This is a genomic window from Rhodococcus sp. 14-2483-1-2, from assembly GCF_002259405.1.
Lineage (GTDB): Bacteria > Actinomycetota > Actinomycetes > Mycobacteriales > Mycobacteriaceae > Rhodococcoides.
This window is the reverse complement of sequence record NZ_NPFW01000013.1, coordinates 41,514-57,345: the sequence shown is the minus strand read 5'-3', so window position 1 is coordinate 57,345 and position 15,832 is coordinate 41,514. Positions and strand designations below refer to the sequence as shown.

Genomic DNA, 15,832 nt, shown 5'->3' with positions numbered 1-15,832 from the left:
ACCGAGAGAACCCTCATGACCAGTGTGCTGTCCACCCCCACCGACACCCCCGACATCGAGTTCGCCTCTCGGGACCGGATATCCACCCTTCAGCTGGAGCGCCTGCAGTGGTCGCTGCAGCATGCGTACGACAACGTTGCTCATTACAAGAAGGCCTTCGACGACGCCGGTGTGCACCCGACCGATCTGAAGGATCTGTCGGATCTCGCGAAGTTCCCCTTCACCGCCAAGAAGGATCTACGCGAGAACTACCCATTCGGGATGTTCGCGGTGCCGCAGGACAAGGTTTCGCGCATCCACGCGTCCTCGGGAACAACCGGCAAAGCCACGGTCGTCGGCTACACCGCGAACGACATCAGCAACTGGGCCGACCTGATCGCCCGCAGTCTCCGGGCCGGTGGCGTCAAGCCGTCGGACAAGGTGCACGTCGCCTACGGCTACGGCCTCTTCACCGGCGGTCTCGGCGCACACTACGGTGCAGAACGACTGGGCTGCACCGTCATTCCGATGTCCGGTGGCATGACCGATCGTCAGATCCAGCTGATCGAGGACTTCGAGCCCGACGCCATCATGGTGACGCCGTCCTACATGCTCACGATCGTGGACGCGATGGTCAAGAAGGGCATCGACCCGGCCAAGACCTCGCTGAAGACCGGCGTCTTCGGCGCGGAACCCTGGACCGAGGAGATGCGCAAGGAGATCGAGAAGACTCTCGACATGGACGCCGTCGACATCTACGGCCTGTCCGAGGTGATGGGCCCGGGCGTCGCGATGGAATGCGTCGAAACCAAGGACGGACTCCACATCTGGGAGGATCATTTCTACCCGGAGGTCATCGACCCGGTGACCGGCGAGGTTCTGCCCGACGGCGAGGAGGGTGAATTGGTGTTCACGTCCTTGTCCAAGGAGGCGATGCCGATCATCCGGTACCGCACCCGCGATCTGACGCGACTGCTGCCAGGTACGGCTCGCACGATGCGTCGGATGCAGAAGGTCACCGGCCGCACCGACGACATGATCATTCTGCGTGGCGTCAATCTCTTCCCGACTCAGATCGAGGAGCTGATTCTCACCGTTCCCGCCCTCGCTCCGCAGTTCCAGTGCGTGCTCGAACGCGCCGGACGCATGGACACCCTGACCGTCCTCGTCGAGGCCCGCCCCGACGCCGCGCTCGACACGCATCCGATGGCGGCGGCAACGCTGAAGAAGCTCGTCAAGGATCGCATCGGCGTCAGCGTCGGAGTCGACGTCGTGGCACCGGCCGCCCTCGAACGGTCCATCGGCAAGGCCCGCAGGCTGATCGACAACCGCCCGGCCGTATGACATGAGCCCGGTGGCACAGGATTTCGAGCACTGGCGCGAGAACGTCTCCACGGCGTTCGTGCCTCTCGACGCTGTGTCCACCGGGCCGTCGTCGTTCGAGGGCACTCTGGTGTCGTCGACTCTGGGATCGCTGCAACTGAGTGAGGTTGCGGGCCGTGAGGTCGATGTCCGGCGCACTCGTGCCACCATCAAGCGTGCCGATCCCGGCTTGATCAAGGTCGGCCTTCAGCTGAGCGGATCCGGGACGATCGTGCAGAACGATCGCGAGGCCGTACTGCATCCGGGTGACTTCGCGGTGTACGACACCAGCGCGCCGTACGATCTGCATTTCGCCGGGGACTTCGCGATGTTCGTGGTGATGTTCCCACGCGAGGCACTGCACCTGGCCTCTCGCGAGTTGACGACCGTCGCCGCCCGTCGAATCGACGGCGATCACGGTGTGGGCGCGCTGGTGTCGCCGTTCCTGCACGGGCTGCGCCGCACCACCGTCGACGGAACACTGCCGACGGCACCGATGCTCGAGAACGCGGTACTCGATCTGCTGTGCGCCGCCCTCGACGATGCTGCACCCGACTACGCACCGGGTTCCACGCTGCTGCTCGAGGCCAAGAGCCTCGTCGAGTCACATCTCGACGATCCGACGCTCTCCACCGCCACTCTCGCTGCGCGACTGCACATCTCGGTACGGTACCTGCAGAAGCTCTTCGAGGCCGACGGTCGCACGGTGGCGGGCTGGATAAGATCCAGGAGACTCGATCGGTGCCACCGTGATCTCCGCGACCCCCGTTTCGCCGCAGACAGTATCGGAACCATCTGCGCGCGTCACGGTTTGATCGATTCCTCCAACTTCTCGAAACTGTTCAAGGAGACCTACGGCATGTCGCCGCGCGCGTATCGCGCCGGGTGAGCGGGAGCCCTCACGCCATCCCGGACGCAGCGAGTGGGTCCCATCCAACAGTTCGCATCACGTCGTGCATCTGCCGGCGACGTACACCGGTATTACTGCCCTCGATGATCGGGTACGCAGTGGCGTCCGCCAGATACCGCAGTATCGGGAAGCTCGGGTTGTACGCCTCGACGCCGACGATCTTGACCAGGTCGTTGATGACCGCGACCGCGGTCTCGGATCCGAAGATCTTGGCGTGCAGAGCCATTTCGAGTGCGCTCGGATGTTGTGACATCACTGCGTCGAGCGCGCGCCACGACAGCAGTCGAACCGCTTCGATCTTGCCTTTCGCGTCGGTGAGCACGTCGGCGACCGCTTGATGGTCGATGATCGGCACCGGCCCGCCCCTCTTCTCCGACGTGGCAAACGCAAATGCCGCAGCGAAGGCTTGGCGCATGGCGGCGACGGAGAACGTTCCGATCGATGCGCCGCTCGCCAAGAATGCGTTGCGAGTCAGTTGCACTCCCTGCCCTTCCTCCCCGATCAGGTTGGACTTCGGGACGCGGACGTTGTCGAATCTGACGCGCGAGGTCAGGCACCCCTTGAGGCCGGGTAGGTCGTACACCTCTTCCACCGAGAAACCGGTCGCGAGCTGTTCGCGCTCGACGACGATGATCGAGACGCCACCGGGAGTCCGACACACGACCGTCATGATGTCGGGTCCCGATCCGTCCCACCCTCCCAGATGTGACGCCCAGACCTTCTCGCCGTCGAGAACCCAGTGATCGCCGTCGAGAATTGCGGTTGTCCGGGTCCCTTCGGCAGGTGGCGGCGCATCGAAATTGGCACTGCCACCGGGTTCGCTGTACGCCATGGCAGCCACCGGGCTGCCGGAATCGACCAGGAACGGCGCGACGAAACGGGCGATCTGCTCCGGGGTCCCGGCCTCGTACACCGGAGCCAGAGCTATCAGGGGACCCGCCAGACTGATCGTGAAATCTGGACTGGCAGCGGCGAATTCTTCGACGAACAGCGCTGCGTCCACACCGCTCGAGGCGAGTCCACCGAACGGAATCGGAATCAAGCCTTTCAGAAATCCCGCTTCCACCGCTTTCTCGAATACCGGTCGGGCCAACAGAGCGCGTTCGAGTGGGTCCGGCGTGGATCGCACCTGTGCGGACAGGTCGTGGAGATAGGTGTCGGCGAACTGACGCGCGCCCTTCTTCAGTGCTTCCTGCTGGTCGGTGAGATCGAAACTGATGGGCATGGGGCGTCCTCTTCCAGTCGGCGAGTTGCAGACTCCCATTTCACCGCCGGAGCACTCCGATGGTCTTGCTGTGCAGCGCAAGACTCTGTGCTGTGTGCGCAACGTCCCCGGGTCCTCACGCCGAGCGGCGCGCCTGTGCCCGATAGTCGCGTGCAGACATCGAGTACTGCTGTCGGAAGGCCCTACTGAACGAGCTCGCATCGACCATGCCGTGGCGAATCGCAATCCGCGAGATACCGGCCGAGTTGTTCGGGTCTCTCAGCACAGCGGCGATCGCAGCCAGTCGGTGCTCACGCAACACCGTGGCAAACGACGCTCCCTTGGAAAAGGCGTAGTGGACGGTCCGCGGCGACACCGACAACGCGCGCGCGACAACCGAAACGGACAACTCTGGGTCACCCAGATGCGTGCGGATGTATTCGGTCGCCGCCGCTGTGATCGCGCTCGACGAGTCTGCGGCAGTCCCCCACGTTTCACCGAGAACTGCCGCAACAGTGGCATAGAAAGCGCGCTCGAGATGTAAGCCTGACGACGTCGACTCATCCGGGGCGAGCTCCCACAGAGCTTTCATTATCGACGTCAGTGCCAGGCCGGTACCCGCACACGTATCCAACGGACGTCCGATCGTCGGTGCCTGCGGTAGGCCCGACTGCGCCAGGCAGCTGTGCGGGACCTGGTAGGACATGACGCGCCAGGGACCCTCGTAGTCGAACCAGTACGGACGAGTGGTGTCCACAACGGTGAATTGACCGGGCACGACATTGACGGCACCTGCAGATTCCGTGCGAACCCGACAGGTACCGGCCAATTGGACGTTCACGAAGTAGACGCCCTCACCGGTGTGCGCTACTTCCTTCTCTCCGTGCGCGATGCGTTGCCCTACGGACTCGAGCACGGCGCGATTGGTCGACCCGAGTGGCCTCAATTCGACGCGGGCATCGAAACCGCCGTCGACGATCGACTCGGTCTCGGGTGTGAGCGGAGTGAACTCACGGCAGATCACCTCCCGCCACACCTCGAATCGATCGCTTCGACGGTGGGTGGACAAATCGTGCACGACCATGTCGACTCCGCTCGAATACCGATGACCTCCGCACGAGGCATGCACCATCCATGGTGACGTCACTGCACTTCGGTGACGTCACCTCCACGTTTCGCGGGTGCAACAAGCCTGTCCGGTCCCCTAGCTTCCCAGGATCAGATCCGAGGCCCTCTCTCCCACCATGATGGATGGCGCGTTGGTGTTGCCCGACGGCACCGTGGGCATGATCGACGCGTCCGCGACCCGTAGCCCCTCGACACCGCGGACCCGAAGGTCTGCTCCGACAACGGCATCGACGTCCGACTCGGCTCCCATCTTGCAGGTGCCGACCTGGTGGTGGTACGTACCGGCGGTCTGTCGGACGTAGGCCCGTAGGTCGTCGCGGGTGCGCGCGCTCGGTCCAGGGACCACCTCGGCCTTGCGCCACGGCGCGAACGCGTCGGAGGCACCGATCTCGCGGCAGATCTCGACCGCGTCGACCATGGCCTCCAGGTCGTACGGATCGGCCAGGATGTTCGGATCCGCCAGTGGCAGTTCGCTGGGGTCCGAGGACGCCAACCGCAGAGTCCCCCGCGAGCGGGGAGCGACGATGCCGGGTGCAATGGTGTATCCGTTCTCGGGCACCGGATATCCGTCGGCGGGGTACGGAATGTGCATGAACAGAGGCTGCAGATCCGGTGCAGCGCCTGCCCATCCGGTACTGCGGGCATACAACTGCGCTTCGAGCAGGTTGTTGGTGCCGGCGGCGAGCGGCTCGAGTGACTCGTAGATGTTGCTCAGCAACAAATGGTCGTGCAGGTTCTCGCCGACGCCCGGCAGGTCGACGACCGTGTCGATTCCGAGTGCTGCGAGGTGCGCTGTTGGCCCGATTCCACTGAGCAGCAATGCCTTCGGAGAGCCCAGTGTGCCGCCACACAGGATCACCTCGTGGTCGGCGAACGCACGCTGCGGTTCGGTATCGCCGCGGCTGAACTCGATTCCCATAGCTCGGCCGTTCTCGAGCACCACCTTGTGCACGAGCGCCCCGGTGGTGACGGTCAGATCGGGATTGTTCAGCACCGGTCCGACGAAGCTCTTCCACGCGCTCATTCGTTCGCCGTCACGGGTGGTGGTGTGGTTGTAGCCGGCACCCACCATCTCGTCGGCGTTGAAGTCGTCGATCAGCTTGTGGCCGTGTTCGACTGCCGCGTCGACGAAGGCCGCCGCCAGCGGATGCGGGGTACCCATGATGGACACCGGCAGTGGCCCGTCGCCGCCGTGGAACTCGTTGGCACCGAGCTCGTGCGACTCCGAACGCTTGAACAGAGGCAGCACGCTCTCCCAGGCCCACCCGGCATCACCGGTGACCGACGCCCACCCGTCGTAGTCGCTGGAATGCCCTCGCACGTAGATCATTCCGTTGAGGGACGAGCTGCCGCCGAGTACGCGTCCGCGCGGCCAGAAGATACGCCGATCGTTGGCGTGTCTCTGCGGGGTGGTGAACAGTCCCCAGTCCTGCGAGCCGCCCAACAGCGTCGGCCAGCCCTGCGGGGAGTGAATCGCCGGGTCGGTGTCCACGGGACCGGCCTCGATCACGTGCACGGTGTGTCCTGCGTCGAGAAGCCTCCTGGCGAGGACGCTTCCTGCTGATCCTGCTCCCACTACGATGTAATCCGTCGACATGCGCTACCTCCTTCTGTTGTGACCGTCGACACAACAGTGGTCGAATCCGCGAGCACAAACATGTCACTGCGCGCACACATTGTGGGTCAGATGCGCACCACCATGAGCAAGCTGGGTCAGAAGGCCATCGGTGCCATTCCCAGGATCATCAGTGCGGAACCAGCGGTCACTCGCAGTCCAGGCGGGTTCGTGCGCAGCAAATGGATCGTCACGGCCATCCACCCCACCAGGAGCAGCGCGGCGATGATCCTCGGATCGGCCTCGACTCCGTGCCGGTGCCGCGTCGTCGCCTGCGATTCCGCGTGGGAGTGCATGGGCGGCAGCATCATCAGCAGCACGGCCATGCAAGTCAGGTCCACCGCGCATGGAATCGAGCGGGTTCTGCTCGGCCGGTCCGCGGTGACGTGTACGGCAGCCGCAACTAGAGCGAGTATCGATATCAGCGCCATGGATGGGTCGGTACCGAAGGCCACCATGGCTGCCATGACGGTGCCCATGCACAGGTGAGCCCACCGCACCCGCCCCGTGTGCTTGCCACGTCCGAGCAGCGGGAGAACAGCACCCACTGCACCGAGCGCCATCAGCACCGTCATGACCATCGGTGTCAGACCTCCGTCGTCTCGAGAGTTCGACTCCGAGTCGCTCGTGCCGTCACTGTTCCTCCCACGAAGAATGCCACGACGACGATCAACAGAAGGGCAGCGAGCACTCCCGAACCACCGATCAGCAGCGTGAAATTGTCCAGCACGAGACTCAGAATCGCCACCAATCCCAGGGTTCCGAGTGCCGGGGCGACGACGGTGTGCCAGGTGCGTCTATCCACGGTCGATCGACGGAAGAACGCGATGATCGCGCCGCCCGTGAGGATCATCAGAGCCAGGATGCTCACGGTGGCCAGTCCGGACATCCAGGTGAACAGTTCCAGCACCGGATCTGCGCCTGCTGCCGCGAAGACCACGAGAACCACTGCTGCCGAGGCGGTCTGGAACAGCGACCCCATGTGCGGGGAGCCGTGCCGAGAGTGCGTGCGAGCCAAAATCGACGGGGCAACGCCCTTGCGAGCCAGTGCGAATACGTACCGTCCGATCGCGTTGTGGAACGCGAGCAGCGCGGCGAAGAGACTGGTCACCAACATGATTTCCATGATGTCCGCCGACATCGGACCCAAGTACTGGGCGGCAGCGGCAAAGGTCAATCCCGCCGTGTCGTCGGCAGCGGCCTGCGCTACGGACGCACTGCCGAAGGCGAGTACCACAGCCCAACTCGACACCGCGTACACCAATCCGATGGTGACGACGGCGGCGTAGGTCGCGATCGGAACGGTCCGAGTGGGGTTACGTGCCTCCTCGCCGTAAATAGCGGTGGCCTCGAAGCCGACGAACGACGCGATCGCGAACATCAGGGCGATTCCCGGGGATCCGCTGAAGAAGGCCGAGGGCGTGAAGGATTCGACGTCGATGCCGGCGGCACCGCCCTTGGCGAACACCGCGATCGACAGGATCACGATGATGCCGATCTCCAGCACCAGCAGGACCCCGAGCACCTTGGCACCGAGATCGATGCTGCGGTAGCCGAGCAGCGCCACGATCGCGACGAGACCGAGCGCCCACAACCACCACGGCAGGTCGGGTCCGCCGTACTTCACGACCAGGCTGTCGACGGTCGATGCAGCAAGGCCGTAGATGCCCGCTTGAATGGCGGTGTACGTCAGCAGCGCCAGACCCGCAGCGCCGAGGCCCATGGTTCTCCCGAGCCCCTTCTCCACGTAGGCGTAGAACGCACCGGTGTCCACCATGTGACGGCTCATGGCCGCGTAGCCGACGCTGAAGATCAGCAGGACGATCGCCGCGACGATGTAGGCGAGCGGAGCACCTGCTCCGTTGCCTGTCGCGATCATGACCGGCAGGGCCCCACCGATGGCGGTCAGCGGCGCTGCAGCGGCGATGACCAGGAATACGATCCCGACGACGCCGATGGAACCGCGTAGCGCACCGGCCGTCGAATTCGATTGGCTATCAGACACTCTGCTCACCGCCCGCGCAGCTCGAGACGGCACAGTGCGCAGAGGTCGTTCTCGGCACATCGAGGGTGGGGTTGCGATCGAAGAATCCTGCAGGCTTCAGTTTGAAGCCGGTGTAGTCCACCGGCATGATCGGCCAGTCCTCCGGCCTCGGGAAGTGCGTGAGCCCGAACGTGTGCCACAGCACGATGTCCTCGTCGATGAGGCTACGGTCTGCTCGCACGAACTCGGGCAGACCGGCTCCACCGTGGTGCTGATTGACGAAATCGCCTGCGGCATAACGTTCGCTCCGGTCGAACTGCGTCACCCACAGATGCTTGGTGGCGAACGTGGCCCGTCGCGCAATCGACGAGTTGTCATCGGCCAGCAGCAGCGGCTGACCCTCGGGGTGCAGCGTGTATCCGACGGGCTTTCCGAGCCGGCTCAGCGAGGTGGGATTGGTGACGTGCCAGACGCGGCCGACCGTGCCGTCGGCGACGCGTTGGGCCTCGGATTCGGTCGCGAGCGGTGTGTGTTGCAGGGCAAAGGCGTTGCCGTGCAGGTTGTCCGGCCCCATCGGCACTCGGCGGGTCTCGATCTCCTCGACGGAGTTGCCGATACCGTCGACCATCATGTCGAGTCGCGCGCTGAACAGGTGCTGGTGACACGGCGCTCCGAGTCCAGGGGCGATCTCTGTTGCGTAGGGGTAGTCACCACCGGGATGCCCGGAGGTGAAGACGATTCCGGTTGCCTTGACCTCGAATTCGATGGTGCCGTCGAGGTACAGGTACCAGAAGAAGCCGTAGTCGTAGTTGCCGATGGTGGTGAAGAAGGAGATCACGAGTCGGCGCTGGCGGCGGGTCTCGTGCGAACCCGACCACAGATCGGTGTGCTTCCACAGCACCCCGAAGTCCTCCTCGTGCATGCACACGGCATTGGTCAGCGTCTTCGGATTGCCGAATTCGTCCGCGATCACAGCATCGAAATACGTGATGTCCCCGACGCAGTCGCAGCCGAGTTCGAGGGAGTTCGCATACCGTCCCACCAGGTACTCACCGGTGTCGAAGTAGTTCTGCCACGACCGCACCGGCGATGGATCACCGTAGGGCACAACCATTTCGGCGATCGAAGCGCGGTGGACGATCGGCCGGACGGTACCGGCGTCCTCGAACCCGATCTGGTGCAGTACCAAACCTTCTCGCACATCGAAGCCGACTCGGAAGGACCACTTCTCCCAGTCGACGCGATTGCCCCGAACCGTGAAGCTCGGACCATCGGGTTGGGTGATCTCGATGGGCTTCTGCGTGCTGCGCAGCGGGCCGGTGACAGAAAGATCGTCGAAGTTGCCCGACTCCTCCGGGATGGGAACCACACCCAGGTCGACAACCTTGTCCACCGTCCGATTCATCACGTCCACGAAGGCGACCAGTCCGTCGATGGGATGCGCCCACGCGTGATCGGCGGGGTAATCCTGCCGAAAAGCCAAGCCGCGCAGTATGCGTCGACCATGCTCGCCCGGGTAGTCGAATACGCCTGCCGACAGGGGAGCCACTCGAACGTCGGCTACGTCCAGTCCGCGCGCGGCCAGTGCGGCAAGCCAGTCCGGGTCGGTGGAGAGCACACTCTCGACGAGCTCGAATTCCTCGTCGAGCACCGGCATCTGGCCATCACGGATCGCGTCGAGCCGGGTGGAGCCGATCACCTGAGGCTCGTCGAGGGACACGAGAAGGTCGACGGCGTCGGGTGTCGAAATGTCGTGCAACAGCACCCGGAAGGTGCGTCGGGTGGTCGGTTCCGCGACATACAGCTCGGCCTTGTCCGGTTCGTCCAGTCCGACGTAGACGAACCGGGTTGCGGCAGTGACGAATCCAGCGGCGTCGACGATGCCTCGAACCTGTGCGATCTCGTCTTCGGTGGGCAACGACAACGCGTGGTCGATTGCGTGGGGCGTAAGGGTTGGCATGAGTCATCCTCGAGGTCGAGTGTTGGTTCTACATACGTTGAATAACGAAGACATGCGAGAGAACACGAGTCGTCCGCCCGCAGGGTGGCTACAGCTGAGCTATGAACCGGTCGAGCATCTCGAACTGCCGCTCGGCAGTGGTGTCGTCGGGGGTGAGCACGCCGAGAATCTGCATGCCCATCATCATGTTGAGCAACGTTTCGACGGCGAGATCGACGTCGAAGTCGCCTGCGTCACCTTCCTCGCGAGCCTGCTCGAGAAACTCCGCCATCCGCGCCCGCCACGAGACCAGGGATCGACGGTTGGTGTCGTCCATGTGCTCGTCGTACATCGCGCGCTGCCACAACGAGACTGCAATTCTCGCCTCGAGTAGAGTCTCGTCGGTCGTCGGCATCACTTCTCGACAGAAGATGCGGAGGGCATCGAATCCCGTTGCATCGCCGAGCGCTTCGTCGATGCGGCGGTTCGTTGCCTCGAAGACGTGCTCGAACGCGGTGCGAAGTATCTCGTCCTTGCCCGCGAAGTAGTGGCTCAGCGCACCGTTCGTGTATCCCGCCTCGGTCGCAATGTCCCGCATGTTCGCGGCATCGATCCCCTTGGCAGCGATCAAACGCCAGGTTGCCGCGGTGATCGCGCGGCGGCGTTCGTCGTGATCCACGAGCTTCGGCACAGCCCTACGGTAGCGGCTCCCTGCTCGGACCTAGGGTTCGGGCATCGTCATCATCGCCTTCCGATCCGTTCGGACGTTGCTTCTACGCCCGTTGAACTAAATCTTGCGACCTGCTCGTTACGAATCGCGTGTTCTTCGGTAAACAGCGCGTTACCCCAGGTGAGCGGAACCTCGTAGCAGGGGTCGAGTTTCCGCTCACCTGCGTCAGCTCTACAGAACTATCGTGACAACTTTCTCCTCGGTGTTGGCCTCGATGCCCGCCCACCCGAGTTCACGGCCCGTGCCACTGGATTTCATGCCACCCCAGGGGAGCGCGGGATCGATTGCCGCCCAACCATTCACCCACACCGCACCGGAACGAACCTGCGCGGCCAGCGTGTGCGCCCTCGACACGTCGCGGGTCCAGATCGAGGCGGCCAGCCCGTACACCGTGCCGTTGGCGATGGCGATGGCCTCGTCGGCGGTGTCGAACGGAATCACCGTTCCGACGGGCCCGAAGATCTCCTCCTGCGCGATCTTCATGTTGTTGTCCGCGTCGGCGAAGATCGTCGGCTCGACGAAATACCCTGCGCCGTCGGGCCGCCCGCCGCCCGCCGCCACCCGCGCTCCGCCGTCGCGTCCGGCCTGGATGTACCCGAGGACACTGTCGCGTTGGGTGGCATTGACCAGTGCGCCCATCGTCGTCGACGGATCGAACGGATCACCCAACACCTGAGCCGACGCCGCAGCGGCCAAACCATCCACCACCTGCGAGTACAGCGAGCGATGCACGAGCACTCGGGTTCCGGCAGCACACACCTGGCCCTGGTTGAAGAACAGTCCCATCGCGGTTCCGTTGATCGCCGCCTCGAGATCCGCGTCCTCGAGAATGATCTGCGGGGACTTTCCGCCGAGTTCGAGCGTGGTCCGCTTGAACGTATCGGCAGCCTTGTTGGCGATGAGCTTGCCGACCCGAGGACTGCCGGTGAAGCTGATCTTGTCGACGTCCGGATGCCCGACCAACGCGTCTCCGGTCACTTCACCCAATCCTGGAACGACATTGACCACTCCGGCAGGTACGCCCGCCTCGTCGATCAGACGAGCCAGATGCAGGATGGACAGTGGCGCATCCTCCGGCGGCTTGACGACCACGGTGTTTCCGGCGGCCAGAGCGGGCGCGAGCTTCCATCCGGCGATCATCAGCGGGGTGTTCCAGGGAACGATCATCCCGATGACGCCCACCGGCTCACGGACGGTGTACGAGTGCGTCGGCTGCCCGAAGTATCCCGCGGTGGGGATGGAGCTGCCGGTGATCTTGTCGGCCCAGCCGGCGAAGTGTCGGAACGTGGCTGCGGCATTGGGGATGTCGAGCATGGCCGGTTGGCCCACCGGCTTGCCGACATCGAGAGCCTCGAGCCGCGCCAGCAGATCCCCGTCCCGCTCGATGAGGTCGGCGATCCGGTTGAGCAGCTTCCCCCGAGTCGCACCGGGGGTCGCGCCCCACTCTCCACCCAGTTGTGCGCGGGCCGCACGCACCGCGGCATCGACGTCCGACGCGGTGGCCGCAGCAACCTCGGCCAGAGGCTGTTCCGTGGTGGGGTTGATATCGGTGAAGGTGCCTCCGTCGGATGCACCGCGCCACTGCCCCGAGATGTAGAGCTCGGTGGCGGTGCCGGTCGGCAACGTCGGTGCGGCCGATTCCTGGACTGCAGTCATGTTTGTTGGCTCCTTCTCGGGCGCCGATAGCGGCACCTGTGGCGTGTCCGGTCCAGACTGCGCCCGGACAGGCGAGAAGGTCTTGTGTGATCGCGCACACATTGTGCGGCAGATGCGCACCGTCCTCAGCCCCGAGCCAACGGGCCGGGATGACGAACATGTGTCGACACACCGGGCCCCGGTTACCGCCGTGTTTCGCCGCCCTGGCATGCGACGGAGAGTCAATTATTCCGACACATCGAGGCCATCCATCGGCCTCTCAGCAGGCAAAACTGGTGCCCTCCCACACGAAAGGCCCGCAATGACACACCACCAGTTTCGCGCCGCAGCAGTCCAGGCCGCGCCGGTATTTCTCGATCTCGACGCGTCGATCGACAAGGCCATCGGCCTGATCGAGGACGCGTCCCGCGCCGGAGCCGAGCTCATCGCGTTTCCCGAGACCTACCTGCCCGGCTATCCCTGGTACATCTGGCTCGACGCACCGGCATGGGGTTTTCAGTTCACGCAGCGCTACTTCGACAACTCACTGGAGTACGGAACACCCCAAGCAGCTCGAATTACGCAGGCCGCCAAGGACAATCACATCATGGTCGTGATGGGCCTGAGCGAGCGATACAAGGCCAGTCTCTACATCGCCCAGTGGATCATCGACGCCGAGGGCAAGACCGTCGCGATGCGCCGCAAGCTCAAGCCGACGCATGTCGAACGCACCGTGTACGGCGAAGGTGACGGCTCCGACCTGTCGGTATACGACACCGACCTCGGACGCGTCGGCGCACTGTGCTGCTGGGAGCACCTGCAACCGTTGTCGAAGTACGCGATGTACGCCCAGAACGAGCAGGTGCACATCGGAGCCTGGCCCAGCTTCTCGCTCTACACCGGCGCGGCCTACGCCCTCGGGCCCGAGGTCAACACCGCTGCCAGCCGCATCTACGCCGTCGAAGGCGGCTGCTTCGTCATCAGCCCCTGCGCGACCGTCTCCCCCGAGATGATCGACATCATGTGCACCGATGACGCCAAGCGCGCGATGCTCACCGCAGGCGGCGGTCATGCCCGCATCTTCGCGCCCGACGGCCAACTGATGCACGAGCCACTCGCACCGGACGCCGAAGGCATCGTCTACGCCGATATCGACACCAGCCTCATTTCGATCGCCAAGGCGGCCGCCGACCCGGCCGGCCACTATTCGCGTCCGGACGTGACGAGACTGTGGCTCGACAAGACTCCCGGCGACCGCGTCGTGTCGGGTGCGCAGCCTGTCGCGAACGCGCGGTACGACTTCACCGAGGACGTCGCCGCCGAGGTACGTCTGGAGATCACCGAACAGCTCGCTCGCGACGAGGACGCGGCCCGTGTCTGAACTCGAATCCGCGATCCCCGATCATCTCGTCGTTCCACGGTCGTGTCCGCGTCGAACACCCGAGGGCTACCAGCCGCCCTTTCCGTCGTACGTCGCGCGCTTTCCGGTATCCACCGAGCGAGTAGTGATGGGCTACTTCGGAATACAAGGCCTGCCCGACGCCTCCCCGTGGGGTGACGAGGGCCCTCCCCGAAGGGACCGGGCGCGCTACACCGACGAGGAGGGTATCGACACGACGGTGTTCATCGGCTACTGGGACGACGTCGCAGTGTTCGATCGCTGGTTCGACTCCGTCGGTCGGCACTGGACGAGCGTCAGAGGCCGCTTCGTCGAAATCATCAGACCGACCGTCGACCGCTACGAGACGCTCTTCTCCTCCACCGGCCGCATGGAAGGTGTTGCCACTCTGACGGATTCACTCAGTGGAACCATCGAAGAGCATGCCTACTGGGGTGGGGTACGGGATCGAATCCCGTTGTCGCAGAGCGACTCGCTTGCTCCCGGCGGGGAGCCTCAGGTCGTACGCGACGGCGACAGAGTCACAATTGTGCCGCAGGAGAACCTCTGCCTCATCCGATCCGGGCAGGATTGGGCCGATACGGCCGGATCCGAACGAGAGATGTACCTGCGGGACGTCGAACCGGTGTTGCGGGCCGGCATGGACTTTCTCCGCGACGACGGACTGTCCATCGGCTGCTTCGCCAACCGGTACATGACCGTCGTGACCGACGACGGCACCGATACCGACAAATCGTTCGGGATGAGTTGGTGGCGCAGTCTGCGCGACCTCGAAGCGTGGGCCGAGTCGCATCCGACGCACGTGGCGATCTTCGGTGCTGCCCTGAAGTATCTGTCGACGATGGGGCCCGCGGCGTCGCTGAGGCTCTATCACGAGGTCACCGTGGCAGCGGCGGACGAGCAGTACTTCGAGTACTTCGGCTGCCACGACCGCACGGGTCTGCTGCGTACCGCTGCGGAGCGTTCTACTCTGTGACGAGACGGGAGGTACCTGACATGGCCGATCCGCTGCGCACCGACTCCGTCGACCTGGCCGACAGCGTCGATTTCTGGACCGCTGCGGTGAGTCGGACGTACGTCGATCTCGAGTGCACGATTCCCGAGAACGCGTCGGCCATCACCGGGCATATCGAGTCCACCGGACTTGCGACTCTCGGGTTGTCGCGAGTGTCGGCGACAGCTCAGAGCGTGCTGCGAACGCCTGCAGGTATCTCCCGAACCAGTGACGACTACTTCCTGGTCAGTGTCCAGACGTCGGGGACCGGGTTCGTCGTCCAGGACGACCGAACTGCGGTCCTGCAACCGGGAGACTTCGCGCTCTACGACACCACCCGGCCGTACAGTCTTCGCTTCGACGACCCGTTTTCCCAGTACGTCCTGATGCTCCCCGGAGCGACGCTGAGGACGCTCGTCCGGGATACGGGCTCGTTGACCGCGCGGGCGGTGTCCGGACGACACGGAGCAGGGAAACTGCTCGTCAGCATGATCTCGTCGATCATGGACGACGCCGACATGAGTACTGCCTCGGCCGAGGCCGTGTCGCAGAGCGTCGAGTACATCCTGGTCGCCGGCCTGGTCGGACTCACCGGGGTCGAGAAGCCGGCGCCGTATGCGGCCTCCGAGAGACTCGGTGAGATCAAACGTGCGATGACCGCGCGGCTGCGGGATCCGGACCTCACCGTGACAGAAGTGGCTGCGTCCCTGCACTTGTCGCTGAGTACGGTGCATCGAGCGTTCGCCGGTGAGCCCTGTACCGCGAGCGAGTGGATCTGGATGCAGCGACTCGACGGCGTCAAACGCGCTCTGTGCGAACCCCAGAATTCCCGCACGACCATCGGAGCCCTGGCGGCGTCCTGGGGATTCACCGACCCGGCCCACTTCAGCCGTGCCTTCCGGGCCCGCTTCGGCTGCACTCCCAAGGACTTTCGCGACACCAACCGCGGGTGA

At 64.3% G+C, this 15,832-nt stretch carries 13 protein-coding genes; 5 read left to right on the top strand and 8 right to left on the bottom strand.

Annotation, left to right across the window (positions count from 1 at the left end; translation table 11 throughout):
• Window positions 1–15 precede the first annotated feature (15 nt).
• Both paaK and CH295_RS11330 read left to right on the top strand, forming a co-directional pair.
• On the top strand, window positions 16–1,323 hold the full coding sequence (gene paaK, locus CH295_RS11335) for a phenylacetate--CoA ligase PaaK (protein ID WP_094634083.1): 1,308 nt from the start codon (window positions 16–18) through the stop codon (window positions 1,321–1,323).
• A 1-nt stretch (window position 1,324) separates the two neighbouring features.
• Window positions 1,325–2,230: an AraC-like ligand-binding domain-containing protein gene (locus tag CH295_RS11330; protein ID WP_094634082.1), complete on the top strand. Its 906-nt coding sequence runs from the start codon at window positions 1,325–1,327 to the stop codon at window positions 2,228–2,230.
• 10 nt (window positions 2,231–2,240) lie between these two features.
• On the opposite strand, the gene CH295_RS11325 is transcribed toward CH295_RS11330, so the two are convergent.
• From CH295_RS11325 to styD, 8 genes are all read right to left on the bottom strand, one after another.
• Window positions 2,241–3,476: an acyl-CoA dehydrogenase family protein gene (locus tag CH295_RS11325; RefSeq protein ID WP_094740731.1), complete on the bottom strand. Its 1,236-nt coding sequence runs from the start codon at window positions 3,474–3,476 to the stop codon at window positions 2,241–2,243.
• A gap of 115 nt (window positions 3,477–3,591) precedes the next feature.
• The gene (locus CH295_RS11320) at window positions 3,592–4,539 is read right to left on the bottom strand and encodes an AraC-like ligand-binding domain-containing protein (protein ID WP_170945868.1); all 948 of its coding nucleotides are present in this window, start codon (window positions 4,537–4,539) and stop codon (window positions 3,592–3,594) included.
• 120 nt (window positions 4,540–4,659) lie between these two features.
• The gene (locus CH295_RS11315) at window positions 4,660–6,180 is read right to left on the bottom strand and encodes a GMC family oxidoreductase (protein WP_094740730.1); all 1,521 of its coding nucleotides are present in this window, start codon (window positions 6,178–6,180) and stop codon (window positions 4,660–4,662) included.
• A gap of 116 nt (window positions 6,181–6,296) precedes the next feature.
• Complete coding sequence (locus CH295_RS11310) at window positions 6,297–6,779, bottom strand: hypothetical protein (RefSeq protein WP_094740729.1); 483 nt, start codon at window positions 6,777–6,779, stop codon at window positions 6,297–6,299.
• 5 nt (window positions 6,780–6,784) lie between these two features.
• A complete protein-coding gene (locus CH295_RS11305; protein ID WP_094740728.1) occupies window positions 6,785–8,203 on the bottom strand; it encodes an APC family permease in 1,419 nt (472 codons plus the stop codon).
• Window positions 8,196–10,142, bottom strand: coding sequence for a primary-amine oxidase (locus CH295_RS11300; protein WP_094740727.1), 1,947 nt, complete (start codon window positions 10,140–10,142; stop codon window positions 8,196–8,198). Before CH295_RS11300 ends, CH295_RS11305 begins: the two co-directional genes overlap by 8 nt.
• Window positions 10,143–10,230: 88 nt before the next feature.
• Window positions 10,231–10,800, bottom strand: coding sequence for a TetR/AcrR family transcriptional regulator (locus tag CH295_RS11295; protein WP_094740977.1), 570 nt, complete (start codon window positions 10,798–10,800; stop codon window positions 10,231–10,233).
• Window positions 10,801–11,022: 222 nt separating this feature from the next.
• A complete protein-coding gene (gene styD / locus CH295_RS11290; RefSeq protein ID WP_094740726.1) occupies window positions 11,023–12,507 on the bottom strand; it encodes a phenylacetaldehyde dehydrogenase StyD in 1,485 nt (494 codons plus the stop codon).
• Between the two features lie 301 nt (window positions 12,508–12,808).
• Between styD and CH295_RS11285 the strand changes: the two genes are divergently transcribed.
• The 3 genes from CH295_RS11285 to CH295_RS11275 are packed head-to-tail and all read left to right on the top strand — an operon-like array spanning window position 12,809 to window position 15,832.
• Complete coding sequence (locus CH295_RS11285; RefSeq protein WP_037187516.1) at window positions 12,809–13,867, top strand: carbon-nitrogen hydrolase family protein; 1,059 nt, start codon at window positions 12,809–12,811, stop codon at window positions 13,865–13,867.
• The gene (locus tag CH295_RS11280) at window positions 13,860–14,861 is read left to right on the top strand and encodes a phenylacetaldoxime dehydratase family protein (RefSeq protein WP_094740725.1); all 1,002 of its coding nucleotides are present in this window, start codon (window positions 13,860–13,862) and stop codon (window positions 14,859–14,861) included. Before CH295_RS11285 ends, CH295_RS11280 begins: the two co-directional genes overlap by 8 nt.
• 20 nt (window positions 14,862–14,881) lie before the next feature.
• A complete protein-coding gene (locus CH295_RS11275) occupies window positions 14,882–15,832 on the top strand; it encodes an AraC-like ligand-binding domain-containing protein (RefSeq protein WP_037187511.1) in 951 nt (316 codons plus the stop codon).

What these genes read in the sequence shown, in the direction of transcription:
- paaK (WP_094634083.1), top strand. Translation starts at nt 16, where the DNA reads ATGACCAGTGTGCTGTCCACCCCCACCGACACCCCCGACATCGAGTTC.
- CH295_RS11330 (WP_094634082.1), top strand. Translation starts at nt 1,325, where the DNA reads ATGAGCCCGGTGGCACAGGATTTCGAGCACTGGCGCGAGAACGTCTCC.
- CH295_RS11325 (WP_094740731.1), bottom strand. Translation starts at nt 3,476, where the DNA reads ATGCCCATCAGTTTCGATCTCACCGACCAGCAGGAAGCACTGAAGAAG.
- CH295_RS11320 (WP_170945868.1), bottom strand. Translation starts at nt 4,539, where the DNA reads ATGGTCGTGCACGATTTGTCCACCCACCGTCGAAGCGATCGATTCGAG.
- CH295_RS11315 (WP_094740730.1), bottom strand. Translation starts at nt 6,180, where the DNA reads ATGTCGACGGATTACATCGTAGTGGGAGCAGGATCAGCAGGAAGCGTC.
- CH295_RS11310 (WP_094740729.1), bottom strand. Translation starts at nt 6,779, where the DNA reads ATGGTCATGACGGTGCTGATGGCGCTCGGTGCAGTGGGTGCTGTTCTC.
- CH295_RS11300 (WP_094740727.1), bottom strand. Translation starts at nt 10,142, where the DNA reads ATGCCAACCCTTACGCCCCACGCAATCGACCACGCGTTGTCGTTGCCC.
- styD (WP_094740726.1), bottom strand. Translation starts at nt 12,507, where the DNA reads ATGACTGCAGTCCAGGAATCGGCCGCACCGACGTTGCCGACCGGCACC.
- CH295_RS11285 (WP_037187516.1), top strand. Translation starts at nt 12,809, where the DNA reads ATGACACACCACCAGTTTCGCGCCGCAGCAGTCCAGGCCGCGCCGGTA.
- CH295_RS11275 (WP_037187511.1), top strand. Translation starts at nt 14,882, where the DNA reads ATGGCCGATCCGCTGCGCACCGACTCCGTCGACCTGGCCGACAGCGTC.